Annotated in this window: 14 protein-coding genes; 2 read left to right on the top strand and 12 right to left on the bottom strand. The window is 38.5% G+C overall.

The window, feature by feature from the left end; all coding sequences use genetic code 11:
- Nucleotides 1-59: 59 nt before the first annotated feature.
- From AC1VU3_RS08620 to AC1VU3_RS08605, 4 genes are all read right to left on the bottom strand, one after another.
- Nucleotides 60-644 (bottom strand): DNA-3-methyladenine glycosylase, encoded by a 585-nt coding sequence (locus AC1VU3_RS08620; RefSeq protein WP_482983324.1) that lies wholly within the window; start codon nucleotides 642-644, stop codon nucleotides 60-62.
- Between the two features lies 1 nt (nucleotide 645).
- Entirely contained in the window at nucleotides 646-1,917 is a 1,272-nt protein-coding gene (locus tag AC1VU3_RS08615) for an acetyl-CoA hydrolase/transferase family protein (RefSeq protein WP_482983289.1), read from the bottom strand.
- Nucleotides 1,918-1,942: 25 nt separating this feature from the next.
- Complete coding sequence (locus AC1VU3_RS08610; protein WP_482983288.1) at nucleotides 1,943-2,491, bottom strand: DNA topology modulation protein; 549 nt, start codon at nucleotides 2,489-2,491, stop codon at nucleotides 1,943-1,945.
- 145 nt (nucleotides 2,492-2,636) lie between these two features.
- Entirely contained in the window at nucleotides 2,637-3,848 is a 1,212-nt protein-coding gene (locus AC1VU3_RS08605) for an MFS transporter (RefSeq protein ID WP_482983287.1), read from the bottom strand.
- Nucleotides 3,849-4,019: 171 nt separating this feature from the next.
- Between AC1VU3_RS08605 and thrC the strand changes: the two genes are divergently transcribed.
- On the top strand, nucleotides 4,020-5,081 hold the full coding sequence (gene thrC / locus AC1VU3_RS08600; RefSeq protein WP_482983286.1) for a threonine synthase: 1,062 nt from the start codon (nucleotides 4,020-4,022) through the stop codon (nucleotides 5,079-5,081).
- Nucleotides 5,078-5,995: a homoserine kinase gene (thrB, locus tag AC1VU3_RS08595; protein WP_482983285.1), complete on the top strand. Its 918-nt coding sequence runs from the start codon at nucleotides 5,078-5,080 to the stop codon at nucleotides 5,993-5,995. Before thrC ends, thrB begins: the two co-directional genes overlap by 4 nt.
- A gap of 17 nt (nucleotides 5,996-6,012) precedes the next feature.
- Here the strand turns inward: thrB and zupT are convergent, their stop codons facing one another.
- The 8 genes from zupT to AC1VU3_RS08555 all read right to left on the bottom strand — a co-directional run bounded on the left by zupT (nucleotide 6,013) and on the right by AC1VU3_RS08555 (nucleotide 14,084).
- The gene (gene zupT, locus AC1VU3_RS08590) at nucleotides 6,013-6,819 is read right to left on the bottom strand and encodes a zinc transporter ZupT (RefSeq protein ID WP_482983284.1); all 807 of its coding nucleotides are present in this window, start codon (nucleotides 6,817-6,819) and stop codon (nucleotides 6,013-6,015) included.
- 83 nt (nucleotides 6,820-6,902) lie between these two features.
- A complete protein-coding gene (locus AC1VU3_RS08585; RefSeq protein WP_482983283.1) occupies nucleotides 6,903-7,553 on the bottom strand; it encodes a uracil-DNA glycosylase in 651 nt (216 codons plus the stop codon).
- Between the two features lie 314 nt (nucleotides 7,554-7,867).
- Complete coding sequence (locus AC1VU3_RS08580) at nucleotides 7,868-8,476, bottom strand: phosphatase PAP2 family protein (RefSeq protein WP_480389370.1); 609 nt, start codon at nucleotides 8,474-8,476, stop codon at nucleotides 7,868-7,870.
- Between the two features lie 476 nt (nucleotides 8,477-8,952).
- On the bottom strand, nucleotides 8,953-9,999 hold the full coding sequence (locus AC1VU3_RS08575; protein ID WP_480389369.1) for a siderophore ABC transporter substrate-binding protein: 1,047 nt from the start codon (nucleotides 9,997-9,999) through the stop codon (nucleotides 8,953-8,955).
- Nucleotides 10,000-10,179: 180 nt separating this feature from the next.
- A complete protein-coding gene (locus tag AC1VU3_RS08570) occupies nucleotides 10,180-10,944 on the bottom strand; it encodes an iron ABC transporter ATP-binding protein (RefSeq protein ID WP_480389368.1) in 765 nt (254 codons plus the stop codon).
- Nucleotides 10,941-11,897 (bottom strand): iron chelate uptake ABC transporter family permease subunit, encoded by a 957-nt coding sequence (locus tag AC1VU3_RS08565; RefSeq protein WP_480389367.1) that lies wholly within the window; start codon nucleotides 11,895-11,897, stop codon nucleotides 10,941-10,943. Before AC1VU3_RS08565 ends, AC1VU3_RS08570 begins: the two co-directional genes overlap by 4 nt.
- Nucleotides 11,884-12,840 carry an ABC transporter permease gene (locus AC1VU3_RS08560; RefSeq protein WP_480389366.1) on the bottom strand — a complete coding sequence of 319 codons (957 nt, stop codon included), beginning with the start codon at nucleotides 12,838-12,840 and terminating at the stop codon, nucleotides 11,884-11,886. Before AC1VU3_RS08560 ends, AC1VU3_RS08565 begins: the two co-directional genes overlap by 14 nt.
- Nucleotides 12,841-13,253: 413 nt before the next feature.
- On the bottom strand, nucleotides 13,254-14,084 hold the full coding sequence (locus AC1VU3_RS08555; RefSeq protein ID WP_482983282.1) for a DUF6612 family protein: 831 nt from the start codon (nucleotides 14,082-14,084) through the stop codon (nucleotides 13,254-13,256).
- Nucleotides 14,085-14,136: the final 52 nt, after the last annotated feature.

Raw genomic sequence — 14,136 nt, 5'->3', positions numbered from 1 at the left:
CGATGACATCATTTTTCTTCGGGAAAAATGATGTCTTTATAATGTCAGCCCTCATTCTACTATCTAACCTTAGAAACAAATGGGTTGTCTGTTTCCCAAAAGCGATAAGGATAATGCACAGCCTCCCCGCTGTTATGAATCCCTATCCTCGGACCTGTTGAAACAGTCTCTACCTCTTCTCCATCTGCTATATATAAAGGTTTTTCACTCCAATGAGACCCGTAATGCTCCATCCCTATCGCCATAGCTTTTGTAAGTTTACCAGGTCCATTTGTCCACTGTATCATCGGTAAATGCTTTCTATTTTCTTTCATTTGTTCCAAGCCTGCAATTGGCTCTACTGCTCTTATCAGAATCGCTTGGGGGATGCCAGCAGGAGCCCCTACCACATTAATAAGTGTATGGGTATGCATTTGATAAGTATAGATAAGACCTGGTTCCCCAAACATTACTTCCGTACGTTTCGTTCTTCGATTTCCAAAGCTATGAGCTGCTCGGTCCTCTGCTCCCATATAGGCCTCTGTCTCCACAATTTTCCCTATATAAATACCACTTTCATGCTCGTGTACAATACGCTTTCCAAGTAATTGTCTGGCTAAGTCCAACGTTGGTTGGTGAAAAAAGCTTGCATCAATAGGATTCATATTAGAAGAACCCCATTTTCTTTGCTTCAAAGGTGAGTTCTTCTCGAAATTTAGGATGCGCAATAGAAATTAGCTGCTGTGCTCGTTGAGAAATCGATTTTCCAAACATTTTTGCCACTCCATATTCAGTAACGATCATATCCACATCATTTTTGGAGGTAGTGACTACAGAACCTTTTGTCAGTTGTAGCTTTATACGAGAGATTTCATCATTTTTAGCTGTAGAACTCATACAAATGAAACCCTTCCCCTCTTTTGCAAAGCGAACACCTCTTGCGAAGTCTGCTTGTCCTCCTGATGAAGAATAATATTTTCCCGCAACTGTTTCTGAGGCACACTGTCCATATAGATCAACCTCGGTCGTAGCATTGATAGAAACCATGCGTTTCTCCTTCGCAATTTCTCTAGGATCATTCACAATACTTACAGGTAAAAATTCTACAGAAGGATTGTTATGGAGAAAGCGATAGAGCTTTTCTGATCCATGTGCGAAGGTTGCAACTATTTTTCCTTTGTTGGTGAACTTTTCTGTTCCATCCACTGCTCCTGCTTCTACCAAATCTACTATCCCATCTACAAACATTTCTGTATGAATTCCTAGATGCTTATGATTCTTTAATAAACTCACTACCGCATTAGGAATAGATCCGATGCCAATTTGGAGTGTATCTCCATTTTTTATCATGTCTGTTACATACTCAGCAATCTTAATATCCTTCTCACCAATCGGCACAGCAATATCTTCCAATAAGGGAAGATCATTTTCAACAAAGCCGACTATTTGACTGATATGAATTTGGTTTTGTCCAAAAGTACGTGGCATATGTTTATTAACTTCTAGTATAAAAGGGACAGACCCAATAAATTCACTTACAATATCCGCTTGAGTCCCTAAAGAAAAATAACCGTACTTATCCATTGGAGCTGCAACCGCCATGATACAGGACATGTTAGTTGAATTGCGTAGAATCTCCGGCACTTCATGGAAGTTGTTTGGCACGAGGTCTACCATGTTTTCTTGAAAAGCTTTTCGATTAGCTCCACTTAAGAAATAGGATACATGCTTTAACTTACCGGGATATGCTCCTTCCATGTACTTTCTCTTTTTTAACGGGAGCATCTGATGAATTTTTACATTTGTCAGCTGTTCCGCATTTTCTTCTAATATATCAAGTAACTTATTCGGCTCACCGTTCGTAAGTGGAAGAATAATATCTGCATCCTTGGGAATTAATTTAACAACTTGGTCACTCGATAACCTTTTTGTATTCATATATCTAGCCCCTAATTTCATTTTTTTAAAGAGATGACAGTCCGCTTTTATGAAACAATGGAGCTGCCTCTAAGAATCTCTTTACTTCCTTTGGCTGATGAAGCACGTATATGTCAGCATGAGATGCTTCTTCCTTTAAAATATTTTTAATAACCGGACGGACATCTCTAGGAAAATTCCATACAAATTTAACGAATTCCTTATCTATTCTTTCAGGACAGTCCTCTCCCATATCTGGACGAGTTTTCCCTTTATATAACCATACCCTTTTTACAATTCGGTATGTACAAAGAAGTTTAGGAAAATCTAAAAAAATGATTAAGTCAGCACGCTTAGCTCTTATTGATAGAGTTGACGAAAAATTACCATCAATAATCCATTTTTCCTCATTCAGCTTTTTCTCTAATACCTCTCGAAATTGTTTAGAAGGTGTCGGAATCCAACCCGGATTCCAGTAAAGAGAATCTAAATGTATGAGAGGTAACTTTATACTACTAGCCAGCTCTTTAGCTAAGGTAGACTTACCTGATCCTGGACTGCCAATTATTATCACCCTTTTGTACTCTTTCTCCATAATATCCCCCTTATCCTACCCTATTTTACTATGTTTTTCATTTTGACAAAAGGGATGGGAAAGATAGCTATTAACCCATCAATCGAGTAAGTTATCCTTAAACATAAAAAGGGTGAGGAAGCATCTCCCCACCCATCAAGACTTATTATTCCAATTCCGTTTGCTTTGTCTCCGTACCAAGGAACACAACCGCTAGAACCCCTATTACAATAGAAACACAAAATATCCCAAATATATAGCCTATCTCATAATTAGCTGTAACAAGCGAACCTACTAGCAATGGACCTAGTATTCCTCCTATACGACCGACAGAGGCTGCCATACCCGAACCAGTTCCACGAATGACTGCTGGATATTGCTCTGGAGAATAAGCATAGAGCGCCCCCCAAGCACCTAAATTAAAAAAGGATAATAGCATACCCGAAACAATTAGTAAGGTAGTCGACTCCGCTGAACCAAAAACCAATGCACTTGCTGCTGTTCCAAGTAAATAGGTGATAAGGACAAATTTTCTTCCCATCTTCTCAATTAGCCATGCAGCTGAGAAATAACCTGGTAATTGCGCTAAAGTCATGATAAGGACGTATTCAAAGCTTTTTATTAAAGTAAATCCTTTCATGACAATTACACTAGGAAGCCATAGGAACATCCCGTAATACGAGAAGACTACCATAAACCATACTATCCATAGCATCAAAGTTCGTTTGGCATAATCCTTTGCCCAAACATCCTTGATGTTTTGAAAAACAGATCTAGTTTCCTTTTTCGTCGCTTCGAATTGAGGAGAATCTGGTAGCTTTAGACGTAAATAAATTGCATAGAATGCTGGAAGCGCTGTAATGATCAAGGCCAATCTCCAGCCATATTCAGGAATGATGAAGTATGCGATAAGTGCGGATAAAAGCCAACCAGCAGCCCAAAAGCTTTCCAAAAGTACCACCGTACGTCCTCGATCCTTTGCAGGTACACTTTCAGATACAAGGGTTGACGCTACAGGCAATTCTCCCCCTAACCCCATCCCTACAAAAAATCGAAGGACTAGGAATGCAACTAGAGTAGTAGTTAATGCAGATAATCCACTTGCCACAGAGAAAAGGACAAGTGTAAACATAAATACTTTTTTTCGTCCTACTTTATCGGCGAATACGCCAAAAAGTAGCGCCCCTACTGCCATACCTATTGAGTTAACACTGCCAATCCACCCCATTTGTCCCGAGGTGAGGTCCCATTCAACCGCAAGCGCTGCGATGATAAAGGAGAGAATCCCTACATCCATTGCATCAAACATCCAGGCAAAGCCTGCAATACCTAAAAGCTTTTTCTTAGAAATTGTTTTTTGCTCTTTTACTGTCGTCATTTTTACACCTGTCTTTACACTTGTAATGTTTTGTTTACTTGTTTAGTATAATCATTCTTCTGTGAATTTACAATATAATTTTAATCTTGTATTTTTTTACTTCCTACTGTAAAATGTCCATTATATAAATACACTTGTTTTTCTAAGGGGAACAGAAGGGCGGCAGATAGAATGGCTTGGCAAGGACTTATAAAAGAATATAAAGAATTTCTACCCGTAACTGAACTTACACCAAATTTGACATTATTGGAGGGCAATACACCTCTATTAAAATTAGATACTCTATCTAGAGAGCTAGGGATTGAACTATACGTAAAAATAGAAGGAGCGAATCCTACCGGCTCTTTTAAGGATAGGGGGATGGTTTTTGCAGTTGCCAAAGCTAAGGAAGAAGGCAGTAAAGCCATCATATGCGCTTCCACGGGAAATACCTCTGCAGCTGCTGCTGCCTATGCTGCAAGAGCTGGAATGCGCGCAGTGATTGTTATACCGGAAGGAAAGGTTGCAGCAGGCAAATTAGCACAAGCATATATGTACGGAGCAGAGGTCATTCAAATAGAGGGCAACTTTGATGTAGCACTTGAAATGGTTCGTGAAATCAGTAAGGTTTCCCCCATTACGCTAGTTAACTCGGTTAATCCATATCGAATCGAAGGGCAAAAGACAGCTGCATTTGAGATTTGTGACGTATTGGGAGCGGCCCCTGATTATTTAGCCATTCCTGTAGGAAATGCAGGTAATATTACGGCATATTGGAAAGGCTTTAAGGAATATAATCAGAAGAAGCAAACAGGTCTGCCTAAAATATTTGGGTACGAAGCAGAAGGCGCAGCTGCCATCGTACAAGGAAAAGTGATTGAGCACCCTGAAACAATTGCAACGGCTATTCGTATTGGAAACCCAGCTAGCTGGCAGGGAGCAGTTACTGCTAGGGATGAATCGAAAGGGGTAATTGAAGCCGTAAGTGACGAGGAAATCATCCATGCCTATAAACTTATTGCTAGTAAGGAAGGAATCTTCGCCGAGCCTGGCTCATGCGCTTCTATAGCCGGTGTGCTAAGAGCAGTCCGCGAAGGAAAGATTTCACCAGGAGGCAGGGTTGTTGCAGTGCTAACTGGAAACGGGTTAAAGGATCCCCAGACTGCAATTGATGTGAAGGTGAACCCTCCACACAAAATAGAGAGTAACGCATTAGCTCTACAATCCTTCATCGAAGGGATGTTGGTAAAATGACATGGCGTATTTTAGTACCTGCCAGCTCTGCCAACCTGGGGCCAGGGTTTGACTCTATTGGTGTGGCATTGGACAAATACTTAAGCCTAGAAGTAGAAAAAGCAGAGGTATGGTCAATTGAGAATGTAACAGAGAATCTGCCTGTTATGAAACATCCAATGAATCATCTAATTGTTAAAGTAGCCAATCATGTCGCCCAAAAGCATGGCCTCTCTCTGTCTCCCTATTCACTTAAGCTATCTAGCGAGATTCCACTAGCGAGAGGAATGGGAAGTAGTGCTTCTGCAATTGTCGCTGGCATTGAATTAGCGAACCAAGCGCTAAGTCTTCAATTAACCAATCACGATAAGCTTAAAATTGCAACGAGCTTTGAGGGACATCCCGATAATGCGGCTGCATCTATCTATGGAGGATTTACTATATCCTCCATTGCAAATAATGGAGAGATTCATATATTTCATGCACATCATATCGACGCTTCTTTTATCCTTTTTATTCCACAAGAAGAATTAAAAACAGAGGAAGCAAGGATGGTATTGCCAGATAGCTATAACCGTAGTGACGCTACGCAAGCAAGCGCTAATGCCAATCTACTTACTGCGGCCTTTTTATCTCAATCGTTTGAGCAGGCCGGTATCTATATGGAGCAGGATCTATTTCACGAACCCTACAGATTAGGCTTAATTCCGATGGGGCTAGAGATTAGAAAAGCCGCAAAAGAGGCTGGTGCATTTGGAACATGTATAAGTGGTGCTGGACCAACTCTTATTTCGTTAGTAAAACGGGGAGAAGAGACAAGCTTTATTTCTCATTTAGAAAATAAATTTCCAAGCTTTCAGATTATACCCGCTTCCCTGAATAAGACAGGTATTGTGGTAGAAACGACAAAAAAAAGCAGTACAGTTTCGGTTTAAAACTGTACTGCTTTTCCTTATGACATTAGTACAAGACTTAATGCCATCACTAGCATTCCTGCTACGACGCCATACATCGAAGAATGAGTCTCGTCATACTTCTTAGCAGCTGGCAATAGCTCATCTAGGGAGATAAATACCATGATACCAGCTACTGCAGCAAATATTATCCCGAACATGATTCCATTTAAAAATGGCATTAAAATTAAAAAAGCAACCAAAGCCCCTATCGGCTCTGCAAGACCAGATAAAAAAGATAATTTAAATGCTTTCATCCTGCTTCCTGTTGCATAAAAAATAGGTACTGCAACTGCTATCCCCTCTGGAATGTTATGAATAGCAACCGCAATAGCTATTGCAACCCCCAACTCTGGGTCTTGTAAGGCGGAAGCAAATGTAGCGATCCCTTCTGGGAAATTATGAATGCCAATAGCTAATGCCGTAAATAGCCCCATTTTCATTAGTTTATTTTGCTCCACATTCGGCCTTTCTGACATATCCTCGACACTTCTTACCTCATGTGGATTCTCCGGTGAAGGTATTAGTTTGTCGATAATAGCAATCAAAAGCATACCACCAAAAAAGCCTACCAACGTCATCCAATAACCCTGGCTACTTCCTAATTCCTCCACAAGAGAGTCCTTCGCTTTTACAAAAATCTCTACTAATGAAACGTAAATCATGACTCCAGCTGAAAACCCTAAGGCCACTGACAAAAATTTAGTGTTCGTACGGGAAGTCAATAAAGACAGTAGACTCCCAATACCTGTTGCTAGGCCTGCAAACAAAGTAAGTAACAAAGCAAATAATACATTTCCTTCCATTGACCCATCTTCTTTCTCTCTAAGTTAAAATAATTATACGCAAGTTGTTTCCCACATACAACTTTATTTAGCTAAAGAAAGTATTAAAACTTTATGCTTTGAATGAATTGTCCAATTTTATTCCAATCCTCCTCCACTATTGCACGATTAGAAGGGCGGTAAAAAACAGAAGCAGGATGTAGGGTAGGGATTATAGTATATTTTTCGTCAGACCAAATATATTCCTGAGAATCGAGTGATTTTAAATGAAGCACCGGCGTATAGAGAGGAGTTCCATGTAAATCAGAGATTTTTGCACGTTGCCCGATCAATCGTTGTAGCCCAACATTTCCTAGAGTAACGATTACCATCGGGGAAATATTCCTTAATTCATAATCCAGAATGGGAGCATGCGCCAGTATTTCCCCATTAGATGGACGCCTATTATACTTTTTAAGGACAATCTCTCCACTTCTTAATCTCTTTTCCTTCCAAACATAAGGTCTGCTGCGCACGGCACTCGTCATATAGACGTCGTCCCTCGTCAAAGAAATAGAAGCCAACGATTTCTTTAGCTCCTCTCCAGCCCTCCCGATAAAAGGTATACCCTGTATAGCTTCATTTTCGCCCGGTGCCTCGCCGATTAACATGAGAACCGGATCAATCGGTCCTCTCCCTACAACAAACCCTTCAACAGGAAATTCCTCTATTCTTTTTATGCCGAGTTCAACTAAATCACTAGGTAATTCAAACATAATTTCCTCCTTCACCAAGAAAAGCATAAGCGCCTGTTCTGTCCCGACAAGCAAATGAGGAACGGGGAAAATTTCCTACTTTTTCCTTCTGAAAAAACCCCATCGATAATTTTTACAACATTGGAGCTTATTTTTACAACATACTCGCTTTTCACTACTCAGCGTCTTCGTTTTTACAACATTAGGCGTTATTTTTACAACATTATAGATAATTTTTACAACATTGGAGCTCATTTTTACAACATACTCACTTTTCGCTACTCAGCAGCTTCGTTTTTATAACATTTTGGCTTCATTTTCGCATAGCAGGGAAATTATTCACGAAAAATCTGCTTTTTCTTTCTATACTCATACCACAATGCCACTGCTACAAACCATGTATAACCAGCAGACCACCCAGCTAATACATCTGATGCATAATGACGTTCTCCTGCTATTCTAGAAAACCCTACTAATACAGATAGAACAATTGCGGTAATCCAAATGTAAATCTTCACATTTTTCTTTTTTAGGTTCTCTGTCATTAGATAAGCAAAAGTAAACAAATATAATAAACCTACCATAGCATGTCCTGACGGGAAACTATAAGTACTCAGCTGATCTATCATTTCAGGGCGGTCCCTCTGAATCCATTTTTTCAATAGCTGATTTAATGTGTTACCAGCAGCCACTGTCAATAAAACAAAAAGCATCGCACGATAATGGTGAAATTTAAACCATAAAAAAAGAATAACAAGTATTACTACAAAAATCACAAATTCAGTATCTGCAAGAACATGGAAGCTCTCGATAAAGCTATTACCCCCTAATAATTCAGCAACTTGCTGATCAAACATCTTCATTTGATCACTAGGATAATAAACTAAAAGTACAAAAAAGCTAAGAAGAGTGACAAGTCCTAACGGATAAAACAATCTCTTCACCATATTCCTCCTCTCTTATTACGAGTATAAGAACCAAAAGCAATACACCGTTTAGGTATAGTATTCCCTTTTTCACATAAAAAAAGCCAAAGGGACAACAATTTCCGTCTCCTTTGGCTTATCATAATATTTATTAAGGCATTAAGTTTTATAGAATTTATTAATCAAAACTTAGCCTTAGTAGGGTCACTATTGGTTCGGAGCAGCGTCGGCGACTCCAGCAGGAGGAGGGAGACAGGTGAGACATAGCAACGGCACGCGCTAGCGTTCGGCTATGGCTTACCTGTGGGGAGGGAAAACTAAGAACGTCACATCGTGTGACAACGTTTTCCTGACCAACATCCTGTTGGCCCGAGGAAAGCCTCCAACACAGCAAAGAATCTATGACCCCAAAAAAGAAAGCACTAACGATCTTATCAAAAGATAAAATCATTAGTGCTTCTCATTAGACTTGTTTCAGCCTAGTTTAGTATAAATTATTTCAGTTCATTTAAGATTTCATCAAGTTTTTCTGCTTCAGTTGTTACACCATTGCTTGAGAAGTACCAGTTAACTCCGTCTAGGTAGACAATCTTTCCTTCTTTGTAAGCACGAGTCTTTTTAATAATGTCGTTTTCGATATCTGCTTTAATAGTTTCCACATCAGATGCTGTACGGTCAACAATTAGAAGAACCTCTGGGTCTACAGATAGAATGGACTCATAAGAGAAGTCAGAACCGTGAGATGATGCTTCGATATCAGTTGTTGCTGGAACAAACCCGAAATCATTATATACATATGCGAAACGAGAATCTTCTCCGTTATCGAAACCAGAGATTTTTTTGTCGTTGTACATAGCTACCAACGCATTTTCATAACCAGCCGCTTTTTCTTTCACTGCATCTACTTTTTCTTGTAATGATACTTTTAACTCTTCTGCTTCTGCTTCTTTATCAAAGATTTTAGCAGCTAAGTCTACAGTTTCATATACGGCTTCGATATAGTTTGAGTTATCAGATCCGATAAAGATTACGTTTGGTGTAATTTCTTTTAATTCTTCATAGAATGGAGATTGACGACCAGAAATGAAAATTACATCTGGCTCAGCAGCTGCTACTGCTTCGTAGTCAATTTGCTTTAATGTACCTACATCAGCAACATCGTCATTTACGTATTTTTCTTTTAGGTGTGCAGGAATGTTCCCTTTACCACCATTTGCAGCAATCCCTACAATTCCTTCTACACCCATAGCATCAAGTGTGTCTAAGAAACCATAGTCAAGCGTGATAATACGCTCAGGCATTTTCTCTAATGTAACATCTTCAAATGTAACAGTATCTCCTTCTTCTGTTTCACGATTAGCAGATAATGATTGCACAGTCATTGGGTAAGCAGAAGATTCTGTTGCTTCACTGTTCTCTTTATTACCAGTTTCTACTTGCTCTTTATTAGCATCACCTGATGTCGACTCTTCGTCCGAATTACAAGCGCCTAACATTAAAGTTAAAGCTGCTACCGCAGTTAAAAATTTCCACTTTTTCATCCTTTTAATTCCTCCAATATCCCTTTAATTGAAAATGATTATCATTTCCATTCAACTGTTTTCAGTTTAAATGAATTGAGCGAAATTTGTCAACACTTTTTTGAAAACAATTCTCATTCTCAGTTGAATCTCATATAAATACGTGCATGACTCTCGTTCACGCACGTATAATTTACACTATTAGATTGAGTTAAAATACACACATATACGACAACCATCTTGTACTTGTACAGGAATATTCATATCATAAACCTCGCGCAAGGCCTCAGAGTTAATAATCTCATGAGTTGGTCCATCTTTCACAAGACGTCCATCCTTTAATGCTACGATTCGATCTGAGTAGACGGAAGCAAAGTTAATATCATGCAAAACAATCACAACAGTTTTCCCAAGCTCATCAACCAGCTTACGTAATATTTTCATAATCTGTACAGAGTGCTTCATGTCGAGATTATTTAATGGTTCATCCAATAGAATATATTCCGTGTCCTGCGCAATAACCATGGAAATAAACGCTCGCTGCTTTTGCCCTCCGGAAAGTTCATCTAAAAACTTATCCTGCATATCAATCAAGTTCATATATTCTAATGCCTGGTCAACAAGCTTCTCATCTTCAGCATTTAATCTGCCCTTTGAATACGGGTAACGACCAAAAGATACAAGCTCACGCACAGTCAAACGGATATTTAAATGATTAGATTGCTTTAAAATGGCTACACGTTTTGCAAATGAATCAGATTTCATTTTTTTTACGTCTTTTTGGTCTAAAAGTACTTCTCCGGTATCAGCATCTAAAAGGCGACTTACCATCGATAATAAAGTAGACTTACCCGCCCCATTCGGACCAATAAAAGAAGTAATAGTCTTTGGCTGGATTTTTAAGGTTACATTTTCAACTACAGGTTTTTTCCCAAAGCTTTTAGAAAGCCCTTTAATTTCAATCATCCTGCTTTCCTACTTTCCCTTAGTAATAAGTATATAAAGTAAATCCCACCGACAAAGTTAATAATAACACTAATAGTTGTATTTAAATGGAATACATGTTGTACAAGAAATTGCCCACCGACGAGTGCAATGATGCTTATTAAGCTTGCTCCGACAATGAGAACAGAATGCTTATAGGTTGATAGATACTGATATGCTAAATTCGCTACAATCAAGCCTAAAAAAGTAACAGGTCCTACTAATGCTGTGGAGGTAGCAATTAATATAGAAGATAATATTAATACTTTTAGAACCATCTTATCGTAGTTAACACCTAGGTTAATCGCATTATCCCTTCCAAGCGACACTACATCTAAATCTCGCAGTAATCGATATCCATAAACAAACGCTAATCCTAGAATAGCTGCAGCAATATACAACAGCTCTGTTTTCACATTCATAAAGCTAGCAAACAATCGGGCTTGAAGACTTTCATACTCTACAGGATCTATAAGAACTTGCATGAATGTCACTAAGCTTCCCAGCAACGTCCCGATAATCATACCTGCTAATAGCAGAAGAAAAATTGGATACTTATCAGCTCGAAATAAAAAACGATATAAAATTAATGCGAAGATTACCATCGCAATAATAGATAAACTAAAGTTTAAGTACCTACTTACAACAAAAACAGAAGCTGAGCCTACTGTAAAATAGATAATCGTCTGTACTACCTCATACATAGAATCTACACCCATTACGGAAGGTGTTAACAAGCGATTGTGTGTAACTGTTTGGAATATAACCGTTGCAAAAGCAATCGCGGTACCGGTAATAACCATTGCTGCAAGGCGTTCTAAACGCTTTGGAAAGGCATAGCTGAAGCCACCTTGTATATTATAGAAGGCAAACAATGCCATACATATTAATGCAATAACAGCCAATATAATTAGCTTTGTACTATTTTTTCGCATATGCTTTCCCCCTAAATAACATTATTAAGAAGATTGCACTGCCAATTACTGCGACTGTTGTATTAACCGGTATCTCATATGGATGAACGATAACTCTACTGATAATATCACACGCCAGTAAGAATGCTGCTCCCATAAAGATCGTATGTGGTATAGTTTTTCGTAAATTGTCACCTAAATATAGGGAAACTAAGTTCGGAACAATTAACCCTAAAAATGGGATAATTCCAACCGTTAAAACAACTGTAGTAGAAATAACAGCTACAATTATTAAACCAATATTTAGCACGGTACGGTAGCTCAGACCAAGATTTTTAGCAAAGTCCTCTCCCATACCTGCTACGGTAAATTTATTTGCATAAATGTAGGCGATTATAATTGCTGGAATAGCTACATACAGCAATTCATAGCGTCCAGAAACAATTAATGTAAAGCTTCCTAAGAAGAAAGTATCAACATTTTGTAAAACATCCGCCTCGTAACCTATAAAAGTAGATATGGCACCAATAATATTACCGTACATAATACCAATAAGCGGGACGAAAATAACATCTTTAAATTTAATACGCTCAAGTAAATGCATGAAAATAAAGGTCCCAATTAGTGCAAATGCAAAACTAAACATGATTTGTCCCATATATGAAATGTTCGTGAAGAACACCATGGAAACGATAACACCAAGCTTTGCTGCATCCAATGTTCCAGCCGTTGTTGGTGATACAAACTTATTCCGGCTCAAACTTTGCATAATCAAGCCTGCAATTCCCATACCAGCACCAGCTAAGATAATTGCCAGTAAGCGCGGCAAACGACTAATCAAGAAAATCTGGGTCTTATCGGACTCCCAGTCAAGTAGATCGCTCGGCCTAATATCAATGGCTCCTATAAATAGCGAGACAAAGGACAGGATAACCGTTGCTAATACTAATATCCATAATCTCATGTGAAATCCCCATAATCTATATTTCTCAATAAATTATTGATAACGATTATCATTATTGAGTCGTCTTTCATTATAAACAACGAATATAGTAAAATCAACATCCCGAATTAAAACTATTCTTTAAATATGATCCTAAAAGGAGTTTAATTGTCACTTTTAAAAGTATGACATTTCTTATTTGAGACAAAAACTTGATAAATCACAAAAGGAATATACATCTTCAAGAGAGGTATGATTTTATCTCAGCTTCATTTTTTAAAAAGAAAGCACGAATGATTCTTATTAACCCTCTAGAATCATTCGTGCTCCACATTCAACTTTTCTCAGTCTCATAGGCATATACAGATTTTCTTTCCTTTTGAAAAAGCTGCCCCCTTTCCCTTTCGGAAAATTGGGCAGCTTTTTCAAGTTTATTATATCTCAATTGCGCTATCGATAACCTCTTGAGGTATTGCAATATTGTCTACTTCATTAAAATTAGAGTAAGTAGCTTTTATATCTTGAACCATATTTGCACTTTCCCCATCCATGGTTAAATCCATATCCATAACCATGTCTACCTTAGTAGTTTGATAAGACTCTTTATCAATGTGGATCAGATAGTTTAGAAAGTTAATGTTATAATCCATATTTAACTCTTCATCTTCTGCCATGCCTTGCATTGCTTCCTGTACTTGCTCACGAATTAAATTAGTAAACTTCTCTCCGGATGCATTCATCGTTAGAATATAACTTTCGTCATCCTGCTCAAAAGTAAATTCATCGATATATTCCTCTAGCATTTCTAGTTGGTCAGCAGGAGTCGTCTGTTCTGCTGTCCCCATCATCTCTGCCATATCTAAAGGCATTTTCATCCATTGCTTGGAATTACCCTCAAACATGTAAAAGGCATCGTTTGTCATATATGCTTCTATATCCATCGATTCTGCGTTACCTTCTCCCATGCTCATAGAGGTTGTCCCTTTTTGATATAACTGCATAGGCTCTATTACAAAATCCATATTTAAATCAGAAAGAAGAGTCATATCGCCCTCACCAGGTATGCTCATCTTTTGATTTAAAGTCACTTGAGCGCTCATACTCGTAAGCTGTTCTGATACTTCAATAGATTTTGCATAAACTTCTTGTAATGTCATCTCACTTTTCACAGTTGTTGATGACTCCTTCGGTTCTGCTGTTTCATTACAAGCAGCTAAACCCAGAGTGAGCACTGTAGCTGCTAAAAGCACTTTCCACTTCTTCATATGTTTACCACCCTTTCCTGTAATACCGTATTTACGATACCCACTGGAAAAG

The organism is Psychrobacillus sp. Z16_25, from assembly GCF_056856695.1.
This window is presented reverse-complemented; position numbering and strand designations above follow the sequence as displayed.

Coding starts and splice junctions, on each gene's coding strand:
- thrC (WP_482983286.1), top strand. CDS start 4,020: ATGGCTTGGCAAGGACTTATAAAAGAATATAAAGAATTTCTACCCGTA.
- AC1VU3_RS08615 (WP_482983289.1), bottom strand. CDS start 1,917: ATGAATACAAAAAGGTTATCGAGTGACCAAGTTGTTAAATTAATTCCC.
- zupT (WP_482983284.1), bottom strand. CDS start 6,819: ATGGAAGGAAATGTATTATTTGCTTTGTTACTTACTTTGTTTGCAGGC.
- AC1VU3_RS08570 (WP_480389368.1), bottom strand. CDS start 10,944: ATGATTGAAATTAAAGGGCTTTCTAAAAGCTTTGGGAAAAAACCTGTA.
- AC1VU3_RS08565 (WP_480389367.1), bottom strand. CDS start 11,897: ATGCGAAAAAATAGTACAAAGCTAATTATATTGGCTGTTATTGCATTA.
- AC1VU3_RS08555 (WP_482983282.1), bottom strand. CDS start 14,084: ATGAAGAAGTGGAAAGTGCTTTTAGCAGCTACAGTGCTCACTCTGGGT.
- AC1VU3_RS08560 (WP_480389366.1), bottom strand. CDS start 12,840: ATGAGATTATGGATATTAGTATTAGCAACGGTTATCCTGTCCTTTGTC.
- thrB (WP_482983285.1), top strand. CDS start 5,078: ATGACATGGCGTATTTTAGTACCTGCCAGCTCTGCCAACCTGGGGCCA.
- AC1VU3_RS08620 (WP_482983324.1), bottom strand. CDS start 644: ATGAATCCTATTGATGCAAGCTTTTTTCACCAACCAACGTTGGACTTA.
- AC1VU3_RS08610 (WP_482983288.1), bottom strand. CDS start 2,491: ATGGAGAAAGAGTACAAAAGGGTGATAATAATTGGCAGTCCAGGATCA.
- AC1VU3_RS08605 (WP_482983287.1), bottom strand. CDS start 3,848: ATGACGACAGTAAAAGAGCAAAAAACAATTTCTAAGAAAAAGCTTTTA.
- AC1VU3_RS08575 (WP_480389369.1), bottom strand. CDS start 9,999: ATGAAAAAGTGGAAATTTTTAACTGCGGTAGCAGCTTTAACTTTAATG.
- AC1VU3_RS08585 (WP_482983283.1), bottom strand. CDS start 7,553: ATGTTTGAATTACCTAGTGATTTAGTTGAACTCGGCATAAAAAGAATA.